Source organism: Xanthomonas sp. JAI131, from assembly GCF_013410075.1.
In the GTDB taxonomy this organism is placed as follows: Bacteria; Pseudomonadota; Gammaproteobacteria; order Xanthomonadales; family Xanthomonadaceae; genus Xanthomonas_A; species Xanthomonas_A bonasiae.
The window spans coordinates 408,256-427,411 of record NZ_JACCCN010000001.1 but is presented as its reverse complement, the minus strand read 5'-3'; the positions used below and the strand labels follow the sequence as shown (position 1 = coordinate 427,411).

Genomic DNA, 19,156 nt, shown 5'->3' with positions numbered 1-19,156 from the left:
CGTTGCGAATCCCCAATCCCGAATCACGAATCCCGGCGGCCCTGGCCTACCAGGGCCGCCATGATCGCCTTCTGCACATGCAGCCGGTTCTCGGCCTCGTCGATGGCGATGCAGTTCGGCGAATCCATCACCGCGTCGGTGGCCTTGACGTTGCGGCGCAGCGGCAGGCAGTGCGAGAACACGCCGTTGTTGGTCAGCGCCATCTTGCGCTCGTCGACGATGAAGTGCTGGTACTGGTCGCGGATCGGCTTCTCCGGCGCCCAGTTGCCGAAGAACGGCAGCGCGCCCCAGCTCTTGGCGTAGACCACGTCGGCGCCGGCGTAGGCGCTGTCGATGTCGTGGCTGACCTGCAGCGAGCCGCCGCTCTCGGCCACGTTCTGCGCCGCCCAGTCCATGTAGCGCTGGTCCAGCACGTAGTCCGGGGTCGGGCACAGCAGGGTCACGTCCATCCCCAAGCGGGTGGCGATGGTCAGCGCCGAATTGGCCACCGCGGTGTTCAGCGGCTTGGGATGGTAGGTCCAGGTCAGCACGTACTTCTTGCCGCGCAGGTCCTGGGTGCCGAAATGCTCCTGCAGCGCCAGCGCGTGCGCCAGCTCCTGGCACGGGTGGGTAATGGTCTCCATGTTGATCACCGGCACCGGCGAGTACCTGGCGAAGCTCTTCAGCACCAGGTCCTCGCGGTCCTTGGACCAGTCCACGAACTTCGGGAACGCGCGTACCCCGATCAGGTCGACGTAGCGGCCCAGCACCCGCGCCACCTCGGCGATGTGCTCCTCGGTGTCGCCATCCATCACCGTGCCCAGGTCGAACTCGATCGGCCACGCGTCCTTGCCCGGCTGCAGCACCACCGCATGCCCGCCCAGCTGGAACGCGCCCAGTTCGAAGCTGGTGCGGGTGCGCATCGACGGGTTGAAGAACACCAGCGCGATCGACTTGCCCTTCAGCTCGCTGCCCAGCCTATTGCGCTTGAACAGCGCGGCCTGGGTCAACAGCGCGTCCAGCTCGGCCCGGCTCCAGTCCTGGGTGTTCAAGAAGTGCTTCAGAGACATCGATCCATCCTTTGCTGCGTGGAGCCACCGCGGCGGTGGCGTGCGCGGGACGCGCTGTAGTTCTTTACGGGTGAAACCTTTCCGGGGTATGAAAACGAAAAAACCCAGCCTCGGGCTGGGTTTTCAGAACGAACGGCACAGCGCTCCGGTTACCCAGCCAGGATGTGGGATTCCGGTCGACGCGCGCGCGACGTCATGCCCGAAGCCATGCGTGCGGCGCTGAGATCGTGCTGGGGCAGGTTCGCTTTCATCGGCGCGCATCCTCGCACGCGCACGCCGCAGGCGCAAGCGCGCGCGCTCATCGCGGCGGCACCACGACCGCGTCGGGCACGTACGGCGCCACCGAGACGCGGATACGCAGCCGGTTGCCCGGATCCTCCGGCAGCCGCGAGCGGTACTTGGTGCCCTTGTAGACATAGTCCACGTCGTAGGCGATCGGACGCCGGAACTCGCGGCCGACCTCGACGGTGCGGCAGTTGCGCCCGCTCGACGCCGGCGCCGGCGCGGCGGCGGCCGGCGCCGGTGCCTCTTCGTGGCGGCGGCTGAAGATGTCCTTGACCGAATCCATCAGCCGGTTCAGGCGGCTGTCGTCCTCCGGCTTGGCCGGCGCCGGGGTCGGGGCCGGCGCCTGCACCGGGTCGCATTGCTGTTCGGTGCGGGTGGCGCGCAGGGTCTGGTAGACCGGCTCCACGTTCAGCACCTGCGCGTAGTCGAGCTTGACGTTCTCGATCACCACCACGCGGTTGCGCGCCTCGCCGTCCTGCGCCCAGGCCGGCGCGGCGCATGCGAACAGGCCGACCAGCGGCAACAACAGGTACGGACGCATCGGCACCGGGCTTCGAAGGACAGATCGATCAGTGTAGGCATCGCAGCTTGCGTCGGGCTGAACGCAAGCCTACGGCCCCGTGGCCTGTCCCGGCCTGTCCCGGACAGCTCCATTTCCGGGCGCAGTTCGCACCGATTTCGTGCGTATGCCGACAAGAAAGCGCTAGGAAGACGACACCTGCGATGGCGCGGCGGCCGGCGCGCGCAAGCGCGGTTCTTCGGGTCGGGCCAGGCAGGTCGCCAGCCGGCGCGGTGCGACTGGACTTGGCCATGTCCGTCGCACGGCGCGCCGCCGCCCGCTGGCGACCTGGCGGACACGACGCGGCCCAGCCCGGAAGGGATGAGACGCCCTGGGCCGCTGCCGGTAGAATCGCAAGGCTTCCCCACGCCCGATGCCGATGAGCCTGCGCCTGCACAACAACCTGACCCGCCGGGTCGATGTCTTCGAACCGCTCGATCCGGTCGCCGGTCCCACGCTGTATGTCTGCGGGCCAACCGTCTACAACTATGCGCATATCGGCAACGCGCGCGGCCCGGTGGTGTTCGACGTGCTGGCCGCCCTGCTGCGGCGCCGCTACGGCGCGCTGCGCTACGCGCGCAACATCACCGACGTGGACGACAAGATCAACGCCGCCGCGCAGGCGCAGGGCGTGCCGATCGCCACCATCACCGACCGCTTCGCCGCCATCTACCGGCAGGACATGGCCGCGCTGGGCGTGGCGCCGCCGGACCTGGAACCGGAGGCCACCGCGCACATCCCGCAGATCGTGGCGATGATCGAGCGGCTGATCGGCAGCGGCCACGCCTATGCCGCCGAGGGCCACGTGCTGTTCGCGGTGGCCAGCTTCGCCGGCTACGGCAAGCTGTCGCGGCGCGACCCGGAGGAGATGCTGGCCGGCGCCCGCGTCGAGGTGGCGCCGTACAAGCGCGACCCGGGCGACTTCGTGCTGTGGAAGCCGTCCAGCGACGACCTGCCGGGCTGGGACTCGCCGTGGGGCCGCGGCCGTCCCGGCTGGCACATCGAATGCTCGGCGATGGCCGCCGCGCACCTGGGGCCGACCATCGACATCCATGCCGGCGGCGTGGACCTGCAGTTCCCGCACCACGAGAACGAGATCGCGCAGAGCGAATGCGCCCACGGCGGCGCCACCTTCGCCCGGTTCTGGTTGCACAACGGCATGCTCAACTTCAGCGGCGCGAAGATGAGCAAGTCGCTGGGCAACATCGAGACCGTGCACGACCTGATCGCCCGGCATCCGCCGGAAGCGCTGCGCTATGCGTTGCTGAGCGCGCACTACCGGCAGCCGCTGGATTGGTCCGATGCGCTGATCGAGCAGTGCAAGAACACCCTGGACCGGCTGTACGGCACCTTGCGCGACCTGGACGCGGTCCAGGCCACCGCGTCGATTCCGCAGGCGATCGAGGCCGCGCTGGAAGACGACCTCAACACGCCGCAGGCGCTGGCCGAAGTGGCGCGGATCGCCACGGCGGCGCGGCAACTGCTCGCGCCGGCCGGCGGTCCCGACGCAGCGCGCGACGCACAGCTGCAAGCGCAATTGCAGCAGGCGAAGTCCGAGCTGCTCGGTGCCGGCCTGGCGCTGGGCCTGCTGCAGCAGACGCCCGAGGCCTGGTTCAACCGCGGCGTCGGCGACGGCGACGACGCGCGCATCCAGGCGCTGATCGACGAACGCAGTGCCGCCAAGAAGAACCGCGACTTCGCCCGCGCCGACGCGATCCGCCAGGCGCTGGCCGACGAAGGCGTGGTCCTGGAAGACACCGCGCAAGGCGTGCGGTGGAAGCGCGGCTGAGATTTTCCCTTCTCCCATCGGGACCACGGCCCCCTTTTCGGGGGACGGTGGCGCGCAGCGCCGGATGAGGGTACGGGCGAAGCAACCGGCGTCGATTTTTCACGAGGCTGCGCCCGTACCCTCACCCCAACCCCTCTCCCGGGGGGAGAGGGGCTTTACCGCTTGATCTTGGATTTGCGATGACCGATACCGATTTCCCGCTCGAACATGGCGCTCGAAGACACCGCGCAACGCTGAGTCCTCCCTTCTCCCATCGGGAGAAGGTGCCCCGAAGGGGCGGATGAGGGTACGGCAGCGCCGATAGGACGGCGGGCGAAGCGACTGCCGTCGATTTCTCGCGAGGCTGCGCCCCTCCCCTCACCCCAACCCCTCTCCCGGAGGGAGCGGGGCTTTACCGATTGATTCTGGATTTGCGATGACCGATACCGATTTCCCGCTCGAACCCACGCCCGCCGACGCGCAGGCCGCCATCGCCGAGGAATTCGGCTTCTTCGGCGACTGGTCCGAGCGCTACCAGTACCTGATCGACCTGGGCCGCAAGCTGCCGGCGTTCCCCGAGGAGTGGAAGACCGAGCAGCATCGCCTGCACGGCTGCCAGTCGATGGTGTGGATCGTGCCCGAGGGCGATGCGCAGCGGCTGGTGTTCCATGCGATCAGCGATTCGGCGATCGTCTCCGGCCTGATCTACCTGGCGCTGCGGGTCTACTCCGGGCGCAGCGCCGCGCAGATCCTGGCCACCGCGCCGGACTTCGTCGCCGCGATCGGCCTGGGCAAGCACCTGTCGCCGACCCGCAGCAACGGCCTGGCCGCGATCCTGGCATTCATCCAGGACAGCGCGCGCGCGCAGGCATGAGCGCCCCGCTCCCGCCCGCACAGAGCCTGCGCACGCTGCTGGCGCATCCCGGCTTCGCGCTGGTGCTGGCCTATCGCATCTGCGCGATGCTGTCCTACCAGATCGTCGCGGTCACGGTCGGCTGGCACATCTACGAGATCACCCGCAATCCGTTCTCGCTGGGGCTGATCGGACTCGCCGAGATCCTGCCGTTCTTCTGCATCGCGCCGTTCGCCGGCTATCTGGTCGATCACCTGCCGCGGCGCCGGCTGGGCATGCTCGCCAGCCTGGGCCTGGTCGCGACCGCGGGGGTGCTGACCGCACTGACCCACGGCAGACTGCCGATGCAGGGCGTGTGGCCGATCTACGCGGCGATCGCGCTGACCGGCGCGGCCCGCGCGTTCCTGTCGCCGGTGTACAACGCGCTGTTCGCGCGCACGCTGCCGCGCGAGGCCTATGCGCGCGGCGCCAGCATCGGCAGCGTGGTGTTCCAGACCGGCATGGTGATCGGGCCCGCGCTGGGCGGCGTGCTGGTCGGCTGGGGCGGCAAGGGCCTGTCCTACGGCGTGGCCATGGCGGTGGCCGGCGTGGCGATGCTGTCGCTGTTGCTGCTGCGCGTGGCCGAGCCGATCAACGACGGCCCGCGCGCGCCGATCTTCCGCAGCATCGCCGAGGGCGCGCAGTTCGTGTTCTCCAACCAGATCATGCTCGGCGCGATGGCGCTGGACATGTTCTCGGTGCTGCTCGGCGGCGCGGTGTCGATGCTGCCGGCCTTCATCCACGACATCCTGCATTACGGTCCGGAGGGCCTGGGCATCCTGCGCGGCGCGCCGGCGCTGGGTTCGGTGCTGGTCGGGCTGTGGCTGGCGCGGCGCCCGCTGCAGCGCAATGCCGGCCGCATCCTGCTGCTGGCGGTCACCGGCTTCGGCCTGTGCACCATCGCCTTCGGCCTGTCGCGGCATTTCTGGCTGTCGGCGGCGATCCTGCTGGTCTACGGCATGTGCGACGGGGTGTCGGTGATCGTGCGTTCGACCATCCTGCAGCTGGCCACGCCGGATGCGATGCGCGGCCGCGTGTCCTCGATCAGCGGCATCTTCATCGGCTCGTCGAACGAGCTGGGCGCGTTCTACGACGGCGTCATGGCGCGGCTGGTCGGCCTGGTGCCGGCGGTGGTGATCGGCGGCTGCGTGACCCTGGGCGTGGTCGCGACCACCGCCTGGAAAGCGCCGAAGCTGCGCAAACTGGACCTGCGCGAACTGCAGTGACGGCGCAGTAGCCGCCGCGTCGCGCTCAGCGCGCCGCGGCGGCGTCCAGGCGCTCGTCGGCGTTCCACGCCGCCGCGCAATCGGGCACGTTCGCCGGCTGGGTCAACCCGCCCTTGCCGGCCAGGAACCGGCAGGTCGCCGCGAACACCGCCGGCACCGCCTTGGAGCGGATCGGCGAGGCCAGCACGTGATTGCCGGCGCCGGGAAAATCCACCGCCTGGCGCAGCGCCCGCGGCGTGCCCAGTCGCGCGAACATCGCCTGCATCGCCGCCACCGACACCGTCGCGTCCTGATGCTGCGCGTCGCGATAGTAGTAGCCGAGGAACACCGGCACATGGATCCGCGCATAGGTCGCCGGCAGCATGCCGCCGCGGGTCAGCGCGGCCAGCGCGCGGTAGCCGTCGACATGGGTGGCGTCGGCCCAGTAGCCGCTGTCGACCGGGTAACGCATGACCGGATCGCCGCCGTTGCGCGACCACAGCAGCAGCTGCGCCCCCCATGGCCACAGCATCGGCTGCAGCTGCTCGCCGTGCTCGCGTACCAGCGGCGACCACAGCACCAGCGCCTGCACCTGTTGCGGGTGTGCGGCCACGGTCTGCAGCGCCAGTGCGCCGCCCATCGAATTGCCGATCACCACCACCCGCCGGCCCAGCACTCGCGCCACCGCCAACGCCTCGGCGGCGCCACCGAGCAGGCGCGGCGCATCGATGCCGCGCAAGGCGTCGGCGGCGACCAGCCCGTGCCCCGGCAAGCGCGGCAGATACAGATTGCAGCCGAAGCTGCGCGCCAGGCGTTGGTGGGTCGGCGCGCCCTCGCCCTGGCTGGCGGTGAAGCCGTGCAGATAGACCATGGCGCAGTCGCGGCGTCCCGGGTGCGCCGGGTCGGCCCAGACGATGCGCGCCTGGTTGTCCGCACGCAGGCCGGCAGTGGCCCGCTCGCGCGCGTCCAGCCAGACCTGCAGCGCGAGCGGATCCTGCGGCACCGCCGGCAACGCGACCTGCGGCAGCGCCGGGCTGACCCGCGGCCCCACTGCCAGCACCGCCAGCAGCACCAGCAGGAGCGACAGCGGCCAGCGCGCATAGCGCCAGACGCGGGACGTGCGTGCGCGTGGCGGCGGCGCCGCAACGGACACCGGTGCAGAGGTCATGCGCACCTGTCCGCAGCCTGCCGCGGATGGCGCCGCGCCCGCGGCGAGCGCAGCGGCGTGGCTTGCGTAGCGCCCTCGGCGCCGGCAGCACGGACCCGCCACGTCGCGGAAGCGTGCACGACCACGACAGCCACGTGCTGCGGCGGGCAGGAAAGGCGATTGGCGAGCATCGGCAGGCGGCGGCAGCGTGGCCGTCCGCCACGCGTCCAGTCTGCGGCGGCGGCATGACAGACGCATTTAAACCCGGTCGCGGCCCGGCATGCGCGGCGAGGATGCAACGGCGCAACCTCGCCCTTTTCGGCTTGCGCCTGCGTCGCCGCAGGCAGGTCCAGCGCATTTGTCTACAACACGCGCAGAGCCCGCTCACGCACGCCCGCCAGCACTGCAGCGACGTCGATTTCCTTGCGTCCCAGGGGCGAACTACGCACGCCGTCTCACTCGCTTGCAGCAGGCGGCGCATGCCCGCGCCATGGCCGGATCGCAGCGCCGCGCTGCCGAAAGGTTCGCGAAAGCCATGCCTGGAACCGTTGCGCCCGGACCAGCGGCAGGGTCCTTGACGGAACGCCAGGTTCGCCGCTTGCCTGCATTTTCCCGTGCGAAGTTCATACGGAGAGAAGTGAAATGGAAGGTTCGCTTTTTCGCAGCGAGGTGCTGGACGCACCCAGCCAGGCATGGCTGGGGACAGTGCGATTGGCCACGCCGGTCTCGACCCAGGCATGGACGGTCGCCGCGCTGCTCATCGGCGCCGCGATCCTCGCCTGGCTGTTCGCCGGACACTACACGCAGCGCGTCCACGTCACCGGCCTGCTGGTGCCGCGCGCCGGCCTGATCAGCCTGACCGCCAACACCGTCGGCGTGGTCGACCACGTCGCCGCCGCCGAAGGCGATCGCGTCGTCGCCGGGCAGATCCTGGTGTCCCTGTCCGGCGAACACACCAGCAAAGCGCTAGGCAATACTGCGGCCGGCGTCAGCACGCAGCTGCAGCGGCAGGCCGGCAGCCTGCGCCAGGACATCGGCGATGCGCTCACCCTGCGCGACAAGCAGGCCGAGGACAACCGCGCCCAGCAAACCCTGCTGAAGGATCAACTGGCGCAGATCGACGCGCAGATCGCGATCGAGAAGAAACAGATGGCGCTGGTCCAGGACCTGGTGAACAAGTGGTCCGGGCTGGTGGCCGGCGGCTACATCCCGGCGCTGCAGGTCGAGCAGGAACAATCGGCCCTGCTCGCCGACGAATCGCAATTGCGCTCGCTGCAGCAGCAGCACGCCGGCACGCGCCAACAACTGAGCGCGCTCGACGACCAGTTGACCCAGCTGCCGTTGGCGGTCTCGGCCAAGCTCAACGAACTGCGCCGGCAACTGGCGCAGGTCGAACAGGCGCTGGCCCAGAACGAAGCGACCCGCGCCAGCGAACTGCGCGCGCCGGCCAGCGGCATCGTGTCCTCGCTGCTGGTCAAGCCCGGCGCGTCGGTGTCGCTCGGACAGCCGCTGCTGGCCATCGTGCCCGACGGTTCGCGACTGCAGGCGCAGCTGCTGGTGCCCAGCCAGGCGGTCGGCTTCGTGCATCCGGGCGTGGAGGTCACCCTGCACTACCAGGCCTTTCCCTATCAGAAATTCGGCCTGCAGCATGGCGTGGTGCGCAGCGTCTCGCGCAGCGCGCTGATGCCCGGCGAGGTGACCCTGCTGCTCGGCGGCGGCACGCCGCCATCGACCGACTCGCTGTACCTGGCGCGCGTGGATCTCGCCAACCAGAACGTGCAAGCCTACGGGCAGCAGCAGCCGCTGCGCCCGGGCATGGCGCTGGAGGCGGACATGCTGCTGGATCGGCGCCGCATCGTCGAATGGATCTTCGAACCGCTGTACGGCATGGGGCATCGCTGGAGCAGCGGTTCGTGAGCCGCCACGCCGAGGATCGCAGCGCGAACGACGACAGCCTGCACGCCGCTCGCGCGCAGGCCACGCCGCGGCTGCGTTTCTGGCGCTCGCGCGGGCTGCCGAACGTGCTCCAGTCCGAAGCGGCCGAGTGCGGACTCGCCTGCCTGGCGATGATCGCCGGCTACCACGGCCACCATACCGACCTGGCCGCGCTGCGCCGGCGCTTCACCCTGTCGCTGAAAGGCATGACCGCGCGGCGCCTGATCGAAGTGGCGCATGCGCTGGGGCTGCAAAGCCGGCCGCTGCGGCTGGAGATGGACGAACTGGGCCAGTTGCAGACGCCGTGCGTGCTGCATTGGGATCTCGACCATTTCGTGGTCCTGCACGAGGTCGGCAGGAACAAGGTCACCCTGCACGATCCGGCCGTGGGCGTGCGCACCCTGCCGCTGGCCGAGGTCGCACGGCATTTCACCGGCGTCGCCATCGAGTTTTCGAAAGGCCCCACGTTCCAGCGCCAGCGCGAGGCGCCGCCAGTCTCGCTGCGCTCGCTCGCCGGTTCGATCCGCGGCCTGGGCCGCGGGCTCGCGCAGATCTTCGGCCTGGCGCTGGTGCTGGAGCTGTTCGCCTTGCTCGCACCGCTGTTCATGCAACTGGTGGTGGACCAGGTCATCGCCGACGGCGACCACGACCTGCTGACCTTCCTCGGGCTCAGCTTCGCCCTGCTGATGGTGCTGGAAACGCTGGTCTCCGCGTTGCGCAGCTGGACGGTGATGTGGCTCAGCACCCACTTCAACCTGGGCTGGACCGGCAACGTGTTCCAGCACCTGATGCGGCTGCCGCACGCCTACTTCGGCGCGCGCCACCTCGGCGACATCGTGTCGCGCTTCGGCGCGATCGACGCGATCCAGCAGACCCTGACCACGCGCTTCGTCGAGATCCTGCTCGACGGGCTCATGGCCGGCATCACCCTGGTCGTGCTGTTCGTCTACAGCCCGCTGCTGTCGGCCATCGTGCTGAGCGCCGTGGCCCTGTATGCGGGCCTGCGGCTGCTGTATTTCCGCATCTACCGCGAAGCCAACCTCAGCCAGATCACGGTGACCGCCAAACAGCACAGCCGCTTCCTGGAAGCGGTGCGCGGAGTGCAGACGATCCGCCTGCACAACCAGGAAGCCGAGCAGACCGGGCGTTACCTCAATGCGGCGGCCGACACGCTCAACACCTCGATCGCAGTGCAGCGCCTGGACATGCTGTTCACCGCGCTGCAGGGCCTGGCCACCGGCGCGCAACGGCTGGGCGTGCTGTGGCTGGGCGCGTGGCTGGGGCTGAAGGGCCAGTTCACCGTCGGCATGCTGACCGCGTTCGTCGCCTACGGCGACCAGTTCAGCAGCCGCGTCGCCAGCCTGATCGATTACGCGATCGAACTGCGCATGCTGCGCCTGCAGGCCGAGCGCCTGGCCGACATCGTGCTGACCGCGCCGGAAGCCTACGCCAGCAGCGAGCACGTCGGCCCGCTGCCGGAACCTGGCGTGGCCTTCAACAAGGTCGGCTTTCGCTATGCCGAAGGCGAGCCGTGGATCCTGCGCGAGTGCAGCTTCGCGGTGCGGCCGGGCGAATCGGTGGCCATCGTCGGCCCGTCCGGCTGCGGCAAGAGCACCTTGATCCGGCTGCTGCTCGGCCTGCTCGACCCGCAGCAGGGATCGATCGAGATCGGCGGCATCGATCTGCGCCGGCTCGGCAAGTCGCGCTATCGCGCGATGACCGCCAGCGTGATGCAGGACGATCACCTGTTCACCGGTTCGATCGCAGAAAACATCAGTCTGTTCGACGCCCTCGCCACGCCGCAGGACATCGAGGACGCAGCGCGCCTTGCCGGCGTGCACGAGGACATCGTGGCCATGCCCATGGGCTATCACAGCCTGGTCGGCGACATGGGTTCCTCCCTTTCCGGCGGACAGCAGCAGCGCCTGTTCCTGGCCCGCGCGCTGTATCGCCGGCCGCAGATCCTGGTGCTGGACGAAGCCACCAGCCACCTGGACGTCGCCATGGAACGGCGGCTCAACCACGCCATCAAGGCGCTGAACATCACCCGCATCGTGATCGCGCACCGGCCGGAGACCATCGCGCATGCGGACCGTGTCATCGAGTTGTGCGAAGGGGCAGCCGTGACGCGTCCGCTGCCGCGCCACGCGGCTCCCATCGCAGCGACGTCGTCCATCGGAGACGCGCCATGAGACCACGCCGGCTCCTGGCGGGCGTCGGCGACGACGCCGCGCCGCGGCCTCCGCCGGGAACGCGTGGCGCTCGCCCATCCCCGCTCCTTTCGCCCTCCACGAAACCATGAGGTAACGCCGTGTCGTCATCGGAAGCGTCATCCCTGAAGGTCGTCAACAACTTCGTCGACGTGCAGCATCTGCCGGAACTGGCCAGCGGTCGCGGCGGCTGGGCATACGGCGTCTACCCGGGCCTGCTCGGCGACGCGCATCCGTCCTGGCACATCCACCTGTGCGGCAGCCGCAACGCGCAGGACCGGGCCATCCACGACGACGTGCTCAACGCCACGCCGGGGCTGGAATCGCTCAACGACGTGTGGCGACACATCCGCGAAGAACTGGCGCCCGACTACGGCCTGGTCCGCGCCTACGCCAGCGGCCATACGCATGGACAGGACGGCGCCGCGCATCACTACGCCAAGCCGTCCGACCAGGAGCGGGTCGCCCTGCTCTACACCAGCACCGAATGGAAGGACGGCTGGGCCGGCGAAACCGTGTTCTACGACGCCGCGCGCGAATGCATCTCCATCCGTCCGCGTCCCGGCCGGCTGGTGCTGTTCGACGGGACCATCGTCCGTGCGTCGCGCGCCCCGGCCCGCGATTGCCCGACGCTGTGCACCACCCTCGCGTTCCACATGCGGCGCATCCGCCGCTAGACCAGCACAGCAAGAGACGACTTCCGATGCAGACCACCATGCCACGCAGCGCGCTCGTGGCGGTGCTCCTGGCCTTCGCCGTGGCGCCGCACGCAGCGGCGGCGGACGCTCTCGGCCGCAGCCGCGCCGACCCGGGCGAACCGTTGCGGATCCCGATCGCCGACGACAGCGGGCATCCATGGACGCTGCAAGGGCGCCTGTGCCGCCCCGAGGGCGTGCATCGCCCACGGCTGGTGGTGATCGCGCACGGCTCGCCGGCGAAAGCGTCGGAGCGGCCGGGCATGACGCTGGAGAGCTGCAGCGGCGAATCCGCGCAATGGTTCCTGCACCGGCACTACGCCGTCGCGCTGGTGCTGCGGCTGGGCTACGGCGTGACCGGCGGCCCCTGGACCGAAGGCTACGACGGCTGCGACCGCGCCGACTACGCCAAGGCCGGCCTGGAGACGGCGCGGCAGCTCAAGACGATCGTGGATTTCGTCACCGCCCTGCCCGGCCTCGATCCGGGCCGCGCCATCGTCGTCGGCCAGTCGGCCGGCGGCTGGGGCACGCTGGCCTACGACAGCATGCCGCATCCGAACGTCGCGGCCTTCGTCAACATGGCCGGCGGCCGCGGCGGCCACTTCCACGATCGGGCCAACAGCAATTGCGCGCCGGAAAAACTGGTCGAGGCGGCAGGCCGCTTCGGCACGACCGCAAGCACGCCGATGCTGTGGATCTACACCGGCAACGACAGCTTCTTCGACCCGGCGCTGGCCGCCGCGCTGCATCGCGCCTTCGTGCAGGCCGGCGGCCGTGCCGAACTGGTCGCGCCCGCCGCCTACGGCGACGACGGGCATCACCTGTTCTTCGGCCGCCGCGGCTCCGCGATCTGGGGACCGCCGGTCGATGCCTACCTCAAGACGCTGGACGCTGCGGCGTCCCCATGACCTCCCCGACCACCCGCGCAGAGCACACGATGACCATGCAATCGATCCGGGACATCATCCAGACCATCGGCCTGCACACCGCGGCCGAGAACATTCCGCTGATCACCAAGAAGGGCGGCGCGTACACCTGGCTGTTCGACCTGCGCCGGGTGTTCATGCAGCGCGAGGCGCTCGAGCAGATCGCCCACGCGTTCTGGGAGCGCAACGCCAGCCGCGAACCGTTCCAGCTCGGCGGCCTGGAGACGGCGGCGATCCCGCTGCTCACCGCATTGCTGCTGACCGCGCCGAAAGAGCGCGGCGCGGTCAACGGCTTCATCATCCGCAAGGACCGCAAGACCACAGGCCTGGGCAATGCGATCGAAGGCGAGGTGCTGGACCTGCCGATCGTGCTGGTCGACGACTCGCTCAACTCCGGCAACAGCGCCGAAAAGGCGCGCGCGGTCATCGCCATGGCCGGCCACCCGCTGGGCGAGGTGTTCGTGGTGGTCGATTTCCTGTCCAGGGCCGGCATGCAGTGGCGCAAGACCCACGGCATCGCCGTGCAATCGCTGTTCACCCTGAAGGACTTCGACCTTCCGCCGGACCACAGCACGCCGCACCCCACGCAGGCCTACCGCGAGCTGTGGCGAACGGCGACACCGGGCGGCTTCGCCTATCACGTGGTACCGAAGTCCGCGCCGCTGCTGGTCGGCGACACCATCTTCCGCGGCTGCGACGCGGCGAAGATGCAGGCGTTCTCCGCCGAGACCGGCGGGCTGCTGTGGGAATACCAGGTGACCGGCGCGGCCTATACCAAGAAAGGCATCTGGTCGTGCCCCGCCCATCACGACGGGCGCCTGTACTTCGGCGCCTACAACGGCACCGTCTATTGCCTGGACGCGCAGAGCGGCGAGGAGATCTGGACGCATCCGGACGGCGACTGGATCGGCGCCTCGCCGCTGCTGCTGCCGCAGCACAACCTGCTGTATGTCGGCATCGAGTACGTCCGCCCCTGGGCGCAGGGCAGCCTGGCCGCCTACGACATGGGCACGGGCGAGAAGGTCTGGGAACATCAGGTCGAAAAGCTGCAGCACGGCTCGCCGGGCTATTGGGAAGGCGGCGACCTGGTGATCTGGGGCAGCGCCGATCACGAGACGCTCGCGCTCGAGGCCAAGACCGGCCGCATCGTGTGGCGCTTCCCGACGCGGCGCTCGGTGAAATACGCGCCCGCCGTTGACGAACAGCGCCGGCTGACCGCCTTCGCCTCCTTCGACAAGTCGATCTACCTCCTCGACGTGGCCACCGGCGAGAAGCGCGGCGAATGGCAGACCGACGAGATCTGCTACACCACGCCGCTGTTCGCCGGCAACAAGCTGTTCTGCGGCTCCGGCGACCGGCATCTGTACGTCATCGACGTGGACACCATGCAGCTGCTCAAGAAGATCAATCTGCGCGCGCGGGTGTATGCCTCGCCCAAGCGCGTGGGCAATCGCGTCATCGTCGGCAGCAATGGCGGCCGCGTCGTGGAGATCGACATCGACACGCTGGAAACCAAGGGCGTGCTGCAACTGCCGGATGCGGTCACCAACGGCGTCGCGGTCTCGCCGGACGGCCGGCGCATCTTCGTCTCCACCTACATGAACCATCTCTACGCGTTCGAGCGCTTGCGCGAGGCCGGGGAAGGCGCGGCCGGCCAGGCGCTTGCCGCGTCGTCGTAGCGCAGCGCGCGCGGCAGGATCGATCCGGACGCGCGGCCAGAAACGGCGTGCCGCCGGATCAGCCGAAGCGAGGACGGTTTTCCCCGCAAACATGTCAAAGGATCAACATGAGAACGCTCGATATCATCGAAATCGACATGGTCGCCGGCGGCACGCGCGCTTCGATCGGCGCGCACCCGTTGTCCACCTCGATCCATCACGCCAAGGCGCACAAGAAAGTGCACCACGCCAAGGCCAAGGCCCATCACCACCACGCGGCGATGCACAAGTCGGCCGCGATGCAGACGGTCGCCGAGTTCGACGCGCCGATTGAGGCCGAAGGCGGCGAAGGCGGCGAAGGTGGTGAAGGCGGTGAAGGCGGTGAAGGTGGCGAGGGAGGCGAAGGTGGTGAGGGAGGTGAGGGAGGTGAAGGTGGCGAGGGAGGTGAAGGTGGCGAGGGAGGCGAAGGCGGTGAAGGTGGCGAGGGTGGCGAAGGCGACGGCGGCGGCGGTTACGACGACGGCAACGATGCGGACGGCAACGGGCCGGCCGATACCAACATAGGCAGCAGCCACCAGACCAGCGATGGCAGGACGGTTTCGATCACCTACCAGAACACGCAGGATGGTTCGAGCAGCGACAATCCGGTCACGTCCAAGATGGCCTCGGCGCTGAACTCGGTGCTCGACAACGACGATGGCGTCAACAGCATCGACATCTCCGCCACGACCAACGGCAGCCACAACCCCAACTCCGCCCACTACACCGGCAACGCCGTCGACATCAACATCATCAACGACGTGCATGTCGGCACCAGCGGCACGGGCTTCGACAACGCGCAGGCGCTGGAGAATGCCGCGATGAACGATCCCAACGTCAGCTACGTGGAAGGCCCCGCCGGCAACTTCATCAGGTCCAGCCCAACCGCGGACTGGACCGCCGCCAGCCGGGAAAGCGGCGACACGACGCACGTCCATATCAGCGTCTTCAAGTAACCCGGATCCCACTCCCCTCTTCCGGGCCGGAACCGCTCCGGCCCGGAAGACAATCACCTATCGGAGATTCCCCATGAAGTCCTCCTGGCTGCCGCGCATGTGCATGGCGTCGCTTCTCGTCTTCGCCGCGCAAGGATCGTTGCAGGCGATGCAACCCGCACCCGGCAACGAAGCTCAACAGGCGCTCGCCTACGTCCTGAAGAACGACATCGTCCTGGCGAGGACGTTCGGGGAGTGCCCGAACCTGACATTCACCCGCAGCGCGGCAAAGGGAGCCCACACGTTCCTGATCGAGGGCAGCTGCGACATCAAGAACAATCCCGAGGAAGATGCGGACTGTCCCGCCTACCACGTGCACGCGAGCGGGACGATCGACACGCCGTCGCATTGGACCGTCCGCCAGTTGCAGTTGAAGCTGGTGTGTTCCAGCGAGGGAGAGCAGGCGCAACGCCGGATGTGATCGTTCGGCACGCTGCTCATCCTTGCGGAAAGCGCGATTGCCGGAGCCACGCGTGGCACGCGGCACGCAGTGCCGGCTATCACGTCGCGCCGGCCTGCGGCCGCAAGCGACCCTCGGCACGGCGATGTTCTCCGGTTTTCGGGACGCATCGGCATGCCGATCTGCATGAACCATCTCTACGCGTTCGAGCGTTTGCGCGCAGCCGAGGAGACCACGGCCGGCCGCACGCTTGTTGCGTCGCCGCAGCGCAGCGCGCGCGGCAGGATCGATCCGGGCGTGCGGCCATGCGCCGTGCGGCCGGATCAGCCGAAGCGAGGACGGCTCCTTCCCCGCAACATGTCAAAGGATCTACATGAGAACGCTCGATATCATCGAAATCGATATGGTCGCCGGCGGCACGCGCGCTTCGATCGGCGCGCACCCGCTCTCCAGCTCGATCCATCACGCCAAGGCGCACAAGAAGGCGCACCACGCCAAGGCCAAGACCCACCACCATCGCCACGCGGCGATGCACAAGGCGGTGGCGATGCAGACCGCCGCCGAGTTCGACGCGCCGATCGAGGCCGAAGGCGGGGAAGGCGGTGAAGGTGGCGAGGGCGGTGAAGGTGGCGAAGGTGGCGAAGGTGGTGAGGGAGGCGAAGGCGGCGAAGGCGGAGAAGGCGATGGCGGCGAGGGAGATGGCGGCGACGGTGACGGTGACGGTGACGGCGGCGAGGGCGACGGTGGCGAGGGCGACGGTGGCGCCGGCAGCAACGCCAATCCGGCCACCTCCGCATCGGCCAGCGGCACCACGGTGACCTACACCGCGGCGGACGGCTCGACCCAACAGGTCACCGGTACCCACCCGAACCGCGACAACAACCCGCTCGACATCCGTTCCGGCAGCTTCGCCGACGACCACGGCTCGCTCGGCAACGATCGCGGCTTCGCGATCTTCTCCAATCCCCAGGCCGGGCTCGACGCCGCAGTGGCCAACATGAACCGGATCAACGACAACAACAACGGCACCGCCACGCTCAGCCAGATCATCAGCACCTGGTCGCCGCCGAGCGAGAACCCGACCGCGGAGATGATCACCACCATCACCACCAATTCGGGCCTGAATCCGACCGACCAGTGGAGCTCGTTGACCAGCGCCCAGCAGAGCGCCTTCGTCACGGCCTACGGCCACCGCGAAGGCTGGCACGGCAACTGATTCACCCTGCGGTGAGGCCGGGATGCGCATCCCGGCCTCATTCACCACGACACGCTACGGAGATCCCCATGACACCCCGATCCCTTTCGCTGTTCGGCCTGCTCGCCTTCGGCATGGCCGTCGCGCAGGCCCACGCCGCCGGCAGCGACGCCGCTGCCTGCACGCGCGCGTTGCAGCAGGCCTTCGCCGCCTCCGCCAGCGCGGCCACCCTGCCCGCTCCGTGCACGCGCATCGGCCCGGTCGCGCTGGGCATGCGCAAGCAACAGGTCCTGGCCGCGCTCGGCCAGCCGGACGTCACCCGCGCCGATGCCGCACACCCGCAGACGCTCAGCGTCGTGTACCTGTACCCGCGCGAGCTCAACGCGCAACTGGCGCGCCATCCGCGTCCGGCCGGCACGCTCGTCCACAGCCAGTTGGCCGTGGGCTTCCGCAACGACCGGGTCACCAACCTGATCGCCTTCGCCGATCCGAACGTCCCCTTGCCCTTCGACCTGCTCGGCCAGCCGGCCGGCACCCACATCGACCGCCTGCTCCAGGCGATCGGCGGCCGCCCGCAATGGAACGACAGCCGCGACTACGTGCAGTTCGCCGCCATGCCGCTGGGCGTGGACGTGGATCCGGACACCTCGGCCATCGTCGGGCTGAACATCGCCGCGAGCAAGGCGGACCTGGACAGCTTCGGCCTGCCCGGCCTGCAACTGCTCAAGGATGCGAAGAGCGGCCTGGTCAACGGCGTCCGCTGAATGCCGGCGTCGTCCCGCGGCGCGGTGAGCGGCGTGCGCCGCAGCGCGGCGCGGGTGGGCCGAATCGGGATCGGCGGCGTTCGCGAGACCTGCGCGCGCGCCATGGCCCACGCACCAGGCGCAGCGGCCGCACATGCCGCGGACGCCATCGCCACCGGGCTCCCGCCCACCGCCGCGGCACCGGATCGCACGCCTGGCGGCAGGCCGGCCGGGCCCGCCGGATCGGCGCGAACGGCCAGAAAGCACAAGGCCCCGCGCGAGCAGGGCCTTGGGCGAACGCAGACGCGGGTGTTGGCGAATCAGTCGCCCTGCTGCTTCTGCAGGTGTTCCCAGCGCTCCTGCGCATCGATGGTGCGCTCGGCGGTCAGGCGCGCCTCCAGGCGCTCCAGGCCGATCTCTTCGCCGGTGTCCACGCAGTAGCCGTAGTCGCCGGCATCCAGACGCTTGAGCGTGCTGTCGATCTTGCCGATCAGCTTGCGGTAGCGGTCGCGGGTGCGCAGTTCCAGCGAGTTCTCGGTCTCGCGGGTGGCGCGCTCGGCCTCGTCGCCGATGTCGCGGACTTCGTCGCGCAGGTTCTCGATGGTCTGCTTGGATTCCTCGACCAGGTCGGCACGCCAGTTGAGCAGGCGCTGGCGGAAGTACTCCTGCTGCAGCGTGCTCATGTACTCCTCGTCGCCGGCCGGCTTGTAGCCCTTGGGCAGGATCGGACGACCGGTCGCTTCGTCGGTCTTGTACTCGACCACCTTGTACTTGGCCGGCTTGGCGGGGGTGTTGGACTTGGCGGTCACCGCGACGGCGACCTTGCCGGTCGGCTTGGCGATCGGCGCCTTGGGGGTGGATTCGGATTTGGTGGGGGTTTTCGCGGAGGATTTCGAAACGGACACGGGATTCTTATGTGGCGGGGCCGAGGGCGCAGCGGGCTTGGCGGCGACCGGCTGGGAAACCGGTGCTGCGGCGGGCGTGGCGGCCTTGGCCGGGACAGACTTGGCCGGCGCCGGCTTGGCAGCCGGCTTCGGTACGGATTTGGACACCGCCGGGGCGACCGGGGCGGTGGCCTGCTTTGGCTTCACTGCGGGCGTGGCCTGCTTGGCTGCCGCCTGCTTGGCGACCGGCGCGGCGCTGGATTTGGCGGCGGCTTTCGCTGGCTTGGCGGCCGGCTTGGCCGGGGCCTTCTTGGCCGGCGCGGCGGCAACCGGCTTGGGCGCCGGCTTCTTCGCCACCGCCTTGGCTGGCTTGGCCGGGGCCTTCTTGGCCGGCGCCGGCTTGGCTGCCGGCTTGGCCACCGGTTTCTTCAGCGGCTTGGCAGCAGCGGACGCCGTCGCCTTCTTGGCAACGGGCTGGACGGGCTTCTTGGCGGCCTTGACGGCCTTCTTTGCAGGTTTTTTAGCAGCCACGAATCGCTCTTCCTTGGTTTCCCCGGGGCCCGGGAAAGCG

At 69.2% G+C, this 19,156-nt stretch carries 16 protein-coding genes; 12 read left to right on the top strand and 4 right to left on the bottom strand.

The window, feature by feature from the left end:
* Positions 1-23 precede the first annotated feature (23 nt).
* Positions 24-1,049: an N-acetylornithine carbamoyltransferase gene (locus HDC36_RS01775; RefSeq protein ID WP_179563942.1), complete on the bottom strand. Its 1,026-nt coding sequence runs from the start codon at positions 1,047-1,049 to the stop codon at positions 24-26.
* Positions 1,050-1,347: 298 nt separating this feature from the next.
* Positions 1,348-1,875, bottom strand: a complete 528-nt coding sequence (locus tag HDC36_RS01770) for a hypothetical protein (protein WP_179565547.1) — start codon at positions 1,873-1,875, stop codon at positions 1,348-1,350.
* Between the two features lie 397 nt (positions 1,876-2,272).
* On the opposite strand from HDC36_RS01770, the gene cysS reads away from it, so the two are divergent.
* From cysS to HDC36_RS01755, 3 genes are all read left to right on the top strand, one after another.
* The gene (cysS, locus tag HDC36_RS01765) at positions 2,273-3,682 is read left to right on the top strand and encodes a cysteine--tRNA ligase (RefSeq protein ID WP_179563941.1); all 1,410 of its coding nucleotides are present in this window, start codon (positions 2,273-2,275) and stop codon (positions 3,680-3,682) included.
* Between the two features lie 415 nt (positions 3,683-4,097).
* Complete coding sequence (locus tag HDC36_RS01760) at positions 4,098-4,535, top strand: SufE family protein (RefSeq protein ID WP_179563940.1); 438 nt, start codon at positions 4,098-4,100, stop codon at positions 4,533-4,535.
* Positions 4,532-5,779 carry an MFS transporter gene (locus HDC36_RS01755; protein WP_179563939.1) on the top strand — a complete coding sequence of 416 codons (1,248 nt, stop codon included), beginning with the start codon at positions 4,532-4,534 and terminating at the stop codon, positions 5,777-5,779. The genes HDC36_RS01760 and HDC36_RS01755 overlap by 4 nt, the downstream gene beginning before the upstream one ends.
* Positions 5,780-5,804: 25 nt before the next feature.
* Here the strand turns inward: HDC36_RS01755 and HDC36_RS01750 are convergent, their stop codons facing one another.
* The gene (locus HDC36_RS01750; RefSeq protein ID WP_179563938.1) at positions 5,805-6,926 is read right to left on the bottom strand and encodes an alpha/beta fold hydrolase; all 1,122 of its coding nucleotides are present in this window, start codon (positions 6,924-6,926) and stop codon (positions 5,805-5,807) included.
* Positions 6,927-7,547: 621 nt separating this feature from the next.
* Between HDC36_RS01750 and HDC36_RS01745 the strand changes: the two genes are divergently transcribed.
* The 9 genes from HDC36_RS01745 (at position 7,548) to HDC36_RS01705 (ending at position 17,722) form a co-directional block, all read left to right on the top strand.
* Entirely contained in the window at positions 7,548-8,822 is a 1,275-nt protein-coding gene (locus HDC36_RS01745; RefSeq protein ID WP_003470118.1) for an HlyD family efflux transporter periplasmic adaptor subunit, read from the top strand.
* Complete coding sequence (locus tag HDC36_RS01740; RefSeq protein ID WP_343204309.1) at positions 8,819-11,032, top strand: peptidase domain-containing ABC transporter; 2,214 nt, start codon at positions 8,819-8,821, stop codon at positions 11,030-11,032. Before HDC36_RS01745 ends, HDC36_RS01740 begins: the two co-directional genes overlap by 4 nt.
* 119 nt (positions 11,033-11,151) lie before the next feature.
* Positions 11,152-11,727, top strand: a complete 576-nt coding sequence (locus HDC36_RS01735) for a 2OG-Fe(II) oxygenase (RefSeq protein WP_003470112.1) — start codon at positions 11,152-11,154, stop codon at positions 11,725-11,727.
* 26 nt (positions 11,728-11,753) lie between these two features.
* Positions 11,754-12,653 (top strand): hypothetical protein, encoded by a 900-nt coding sequence (locus HDC36_RS01730; protein ID WP_255432566.1) that lies wholly within the window; start codon positions 11,754-11,756, stop codon positions 12,651-12,653.
* A 35-nt stretch (positions 12,654-12,688) separates the two neighbouring features.
* Positions 12,689-14,350, top strand: a complete 1,662-nt coding sequence (locus HDC36_RS01725; RefSeq protein ID WP_255432565.1) for a PQQ-binding-like beta-propeller repeat protein — start codon at positions 12,689-12,691, stop codon at positions 14,348-14,350.
* 107 nt (positions 14,351-14,457) lie between these two features.
* A complete protein-coding gene (locus tag HDC36_RS23400; RefSeq protein ID WP_255432564.1) occupies positions 14,458-15,324 on the top strand; it encodes a hypothetical protein in 867 nt (288 codons plus the stop codon).
* A 73-nt stretch (positions 15,325-15,397) separates the two neighbouring features.
* Positions 15,398-15,784, top strand: coding sequence for a hypothetical protein (locus HDC36_RS01715; RefSeq protein WP_179563936.1), 387 nt, complete (start codon positions 15,398-15,400; stop codon positions 15,782-15,784).
* 352 nt (positions 15,785-16,136) lie between these two features.
* On the top strand, positions 16,137-16,979 hold the full coding sequence (locus HDC36_RS01710) for a hypothetical protein (protein WP_179563935.1): 843 nt from the start codon (positions 16,137-16,139) through the stop codon (positions 16,977-16,979).
* 68 nt (positions 16,980-17,047) lie between these two features.
* Positions 17,048-17,722 (top strand): hypothetical protein, encoded by a 675-nt coding sequence (locus tag HDC36_RS01705; RefSeq protein ID WP_003470093.1) that lies wholly within the window; start codon positions 17,048-17,050, stop codon positions 17,720-17,722.
* A gap of 299 nt (positions 17,723-18,021) precedes the next feature.
* On the opposite strand, the gene dksA is transcribed toward HDC36_RS01705, so the two are convergent.
* Entirely contained in the window at positions 18,022-19,116 is a 1,095-nt protein-coding gene (gene dksA / locus HDC36_RS23625) for an RNA polymerase-binding protein DksA (protein WP_179563934.1), read from the bottom strand.
* Positions 19,117-19,156 lie beyond the last annotated feature (40 nt).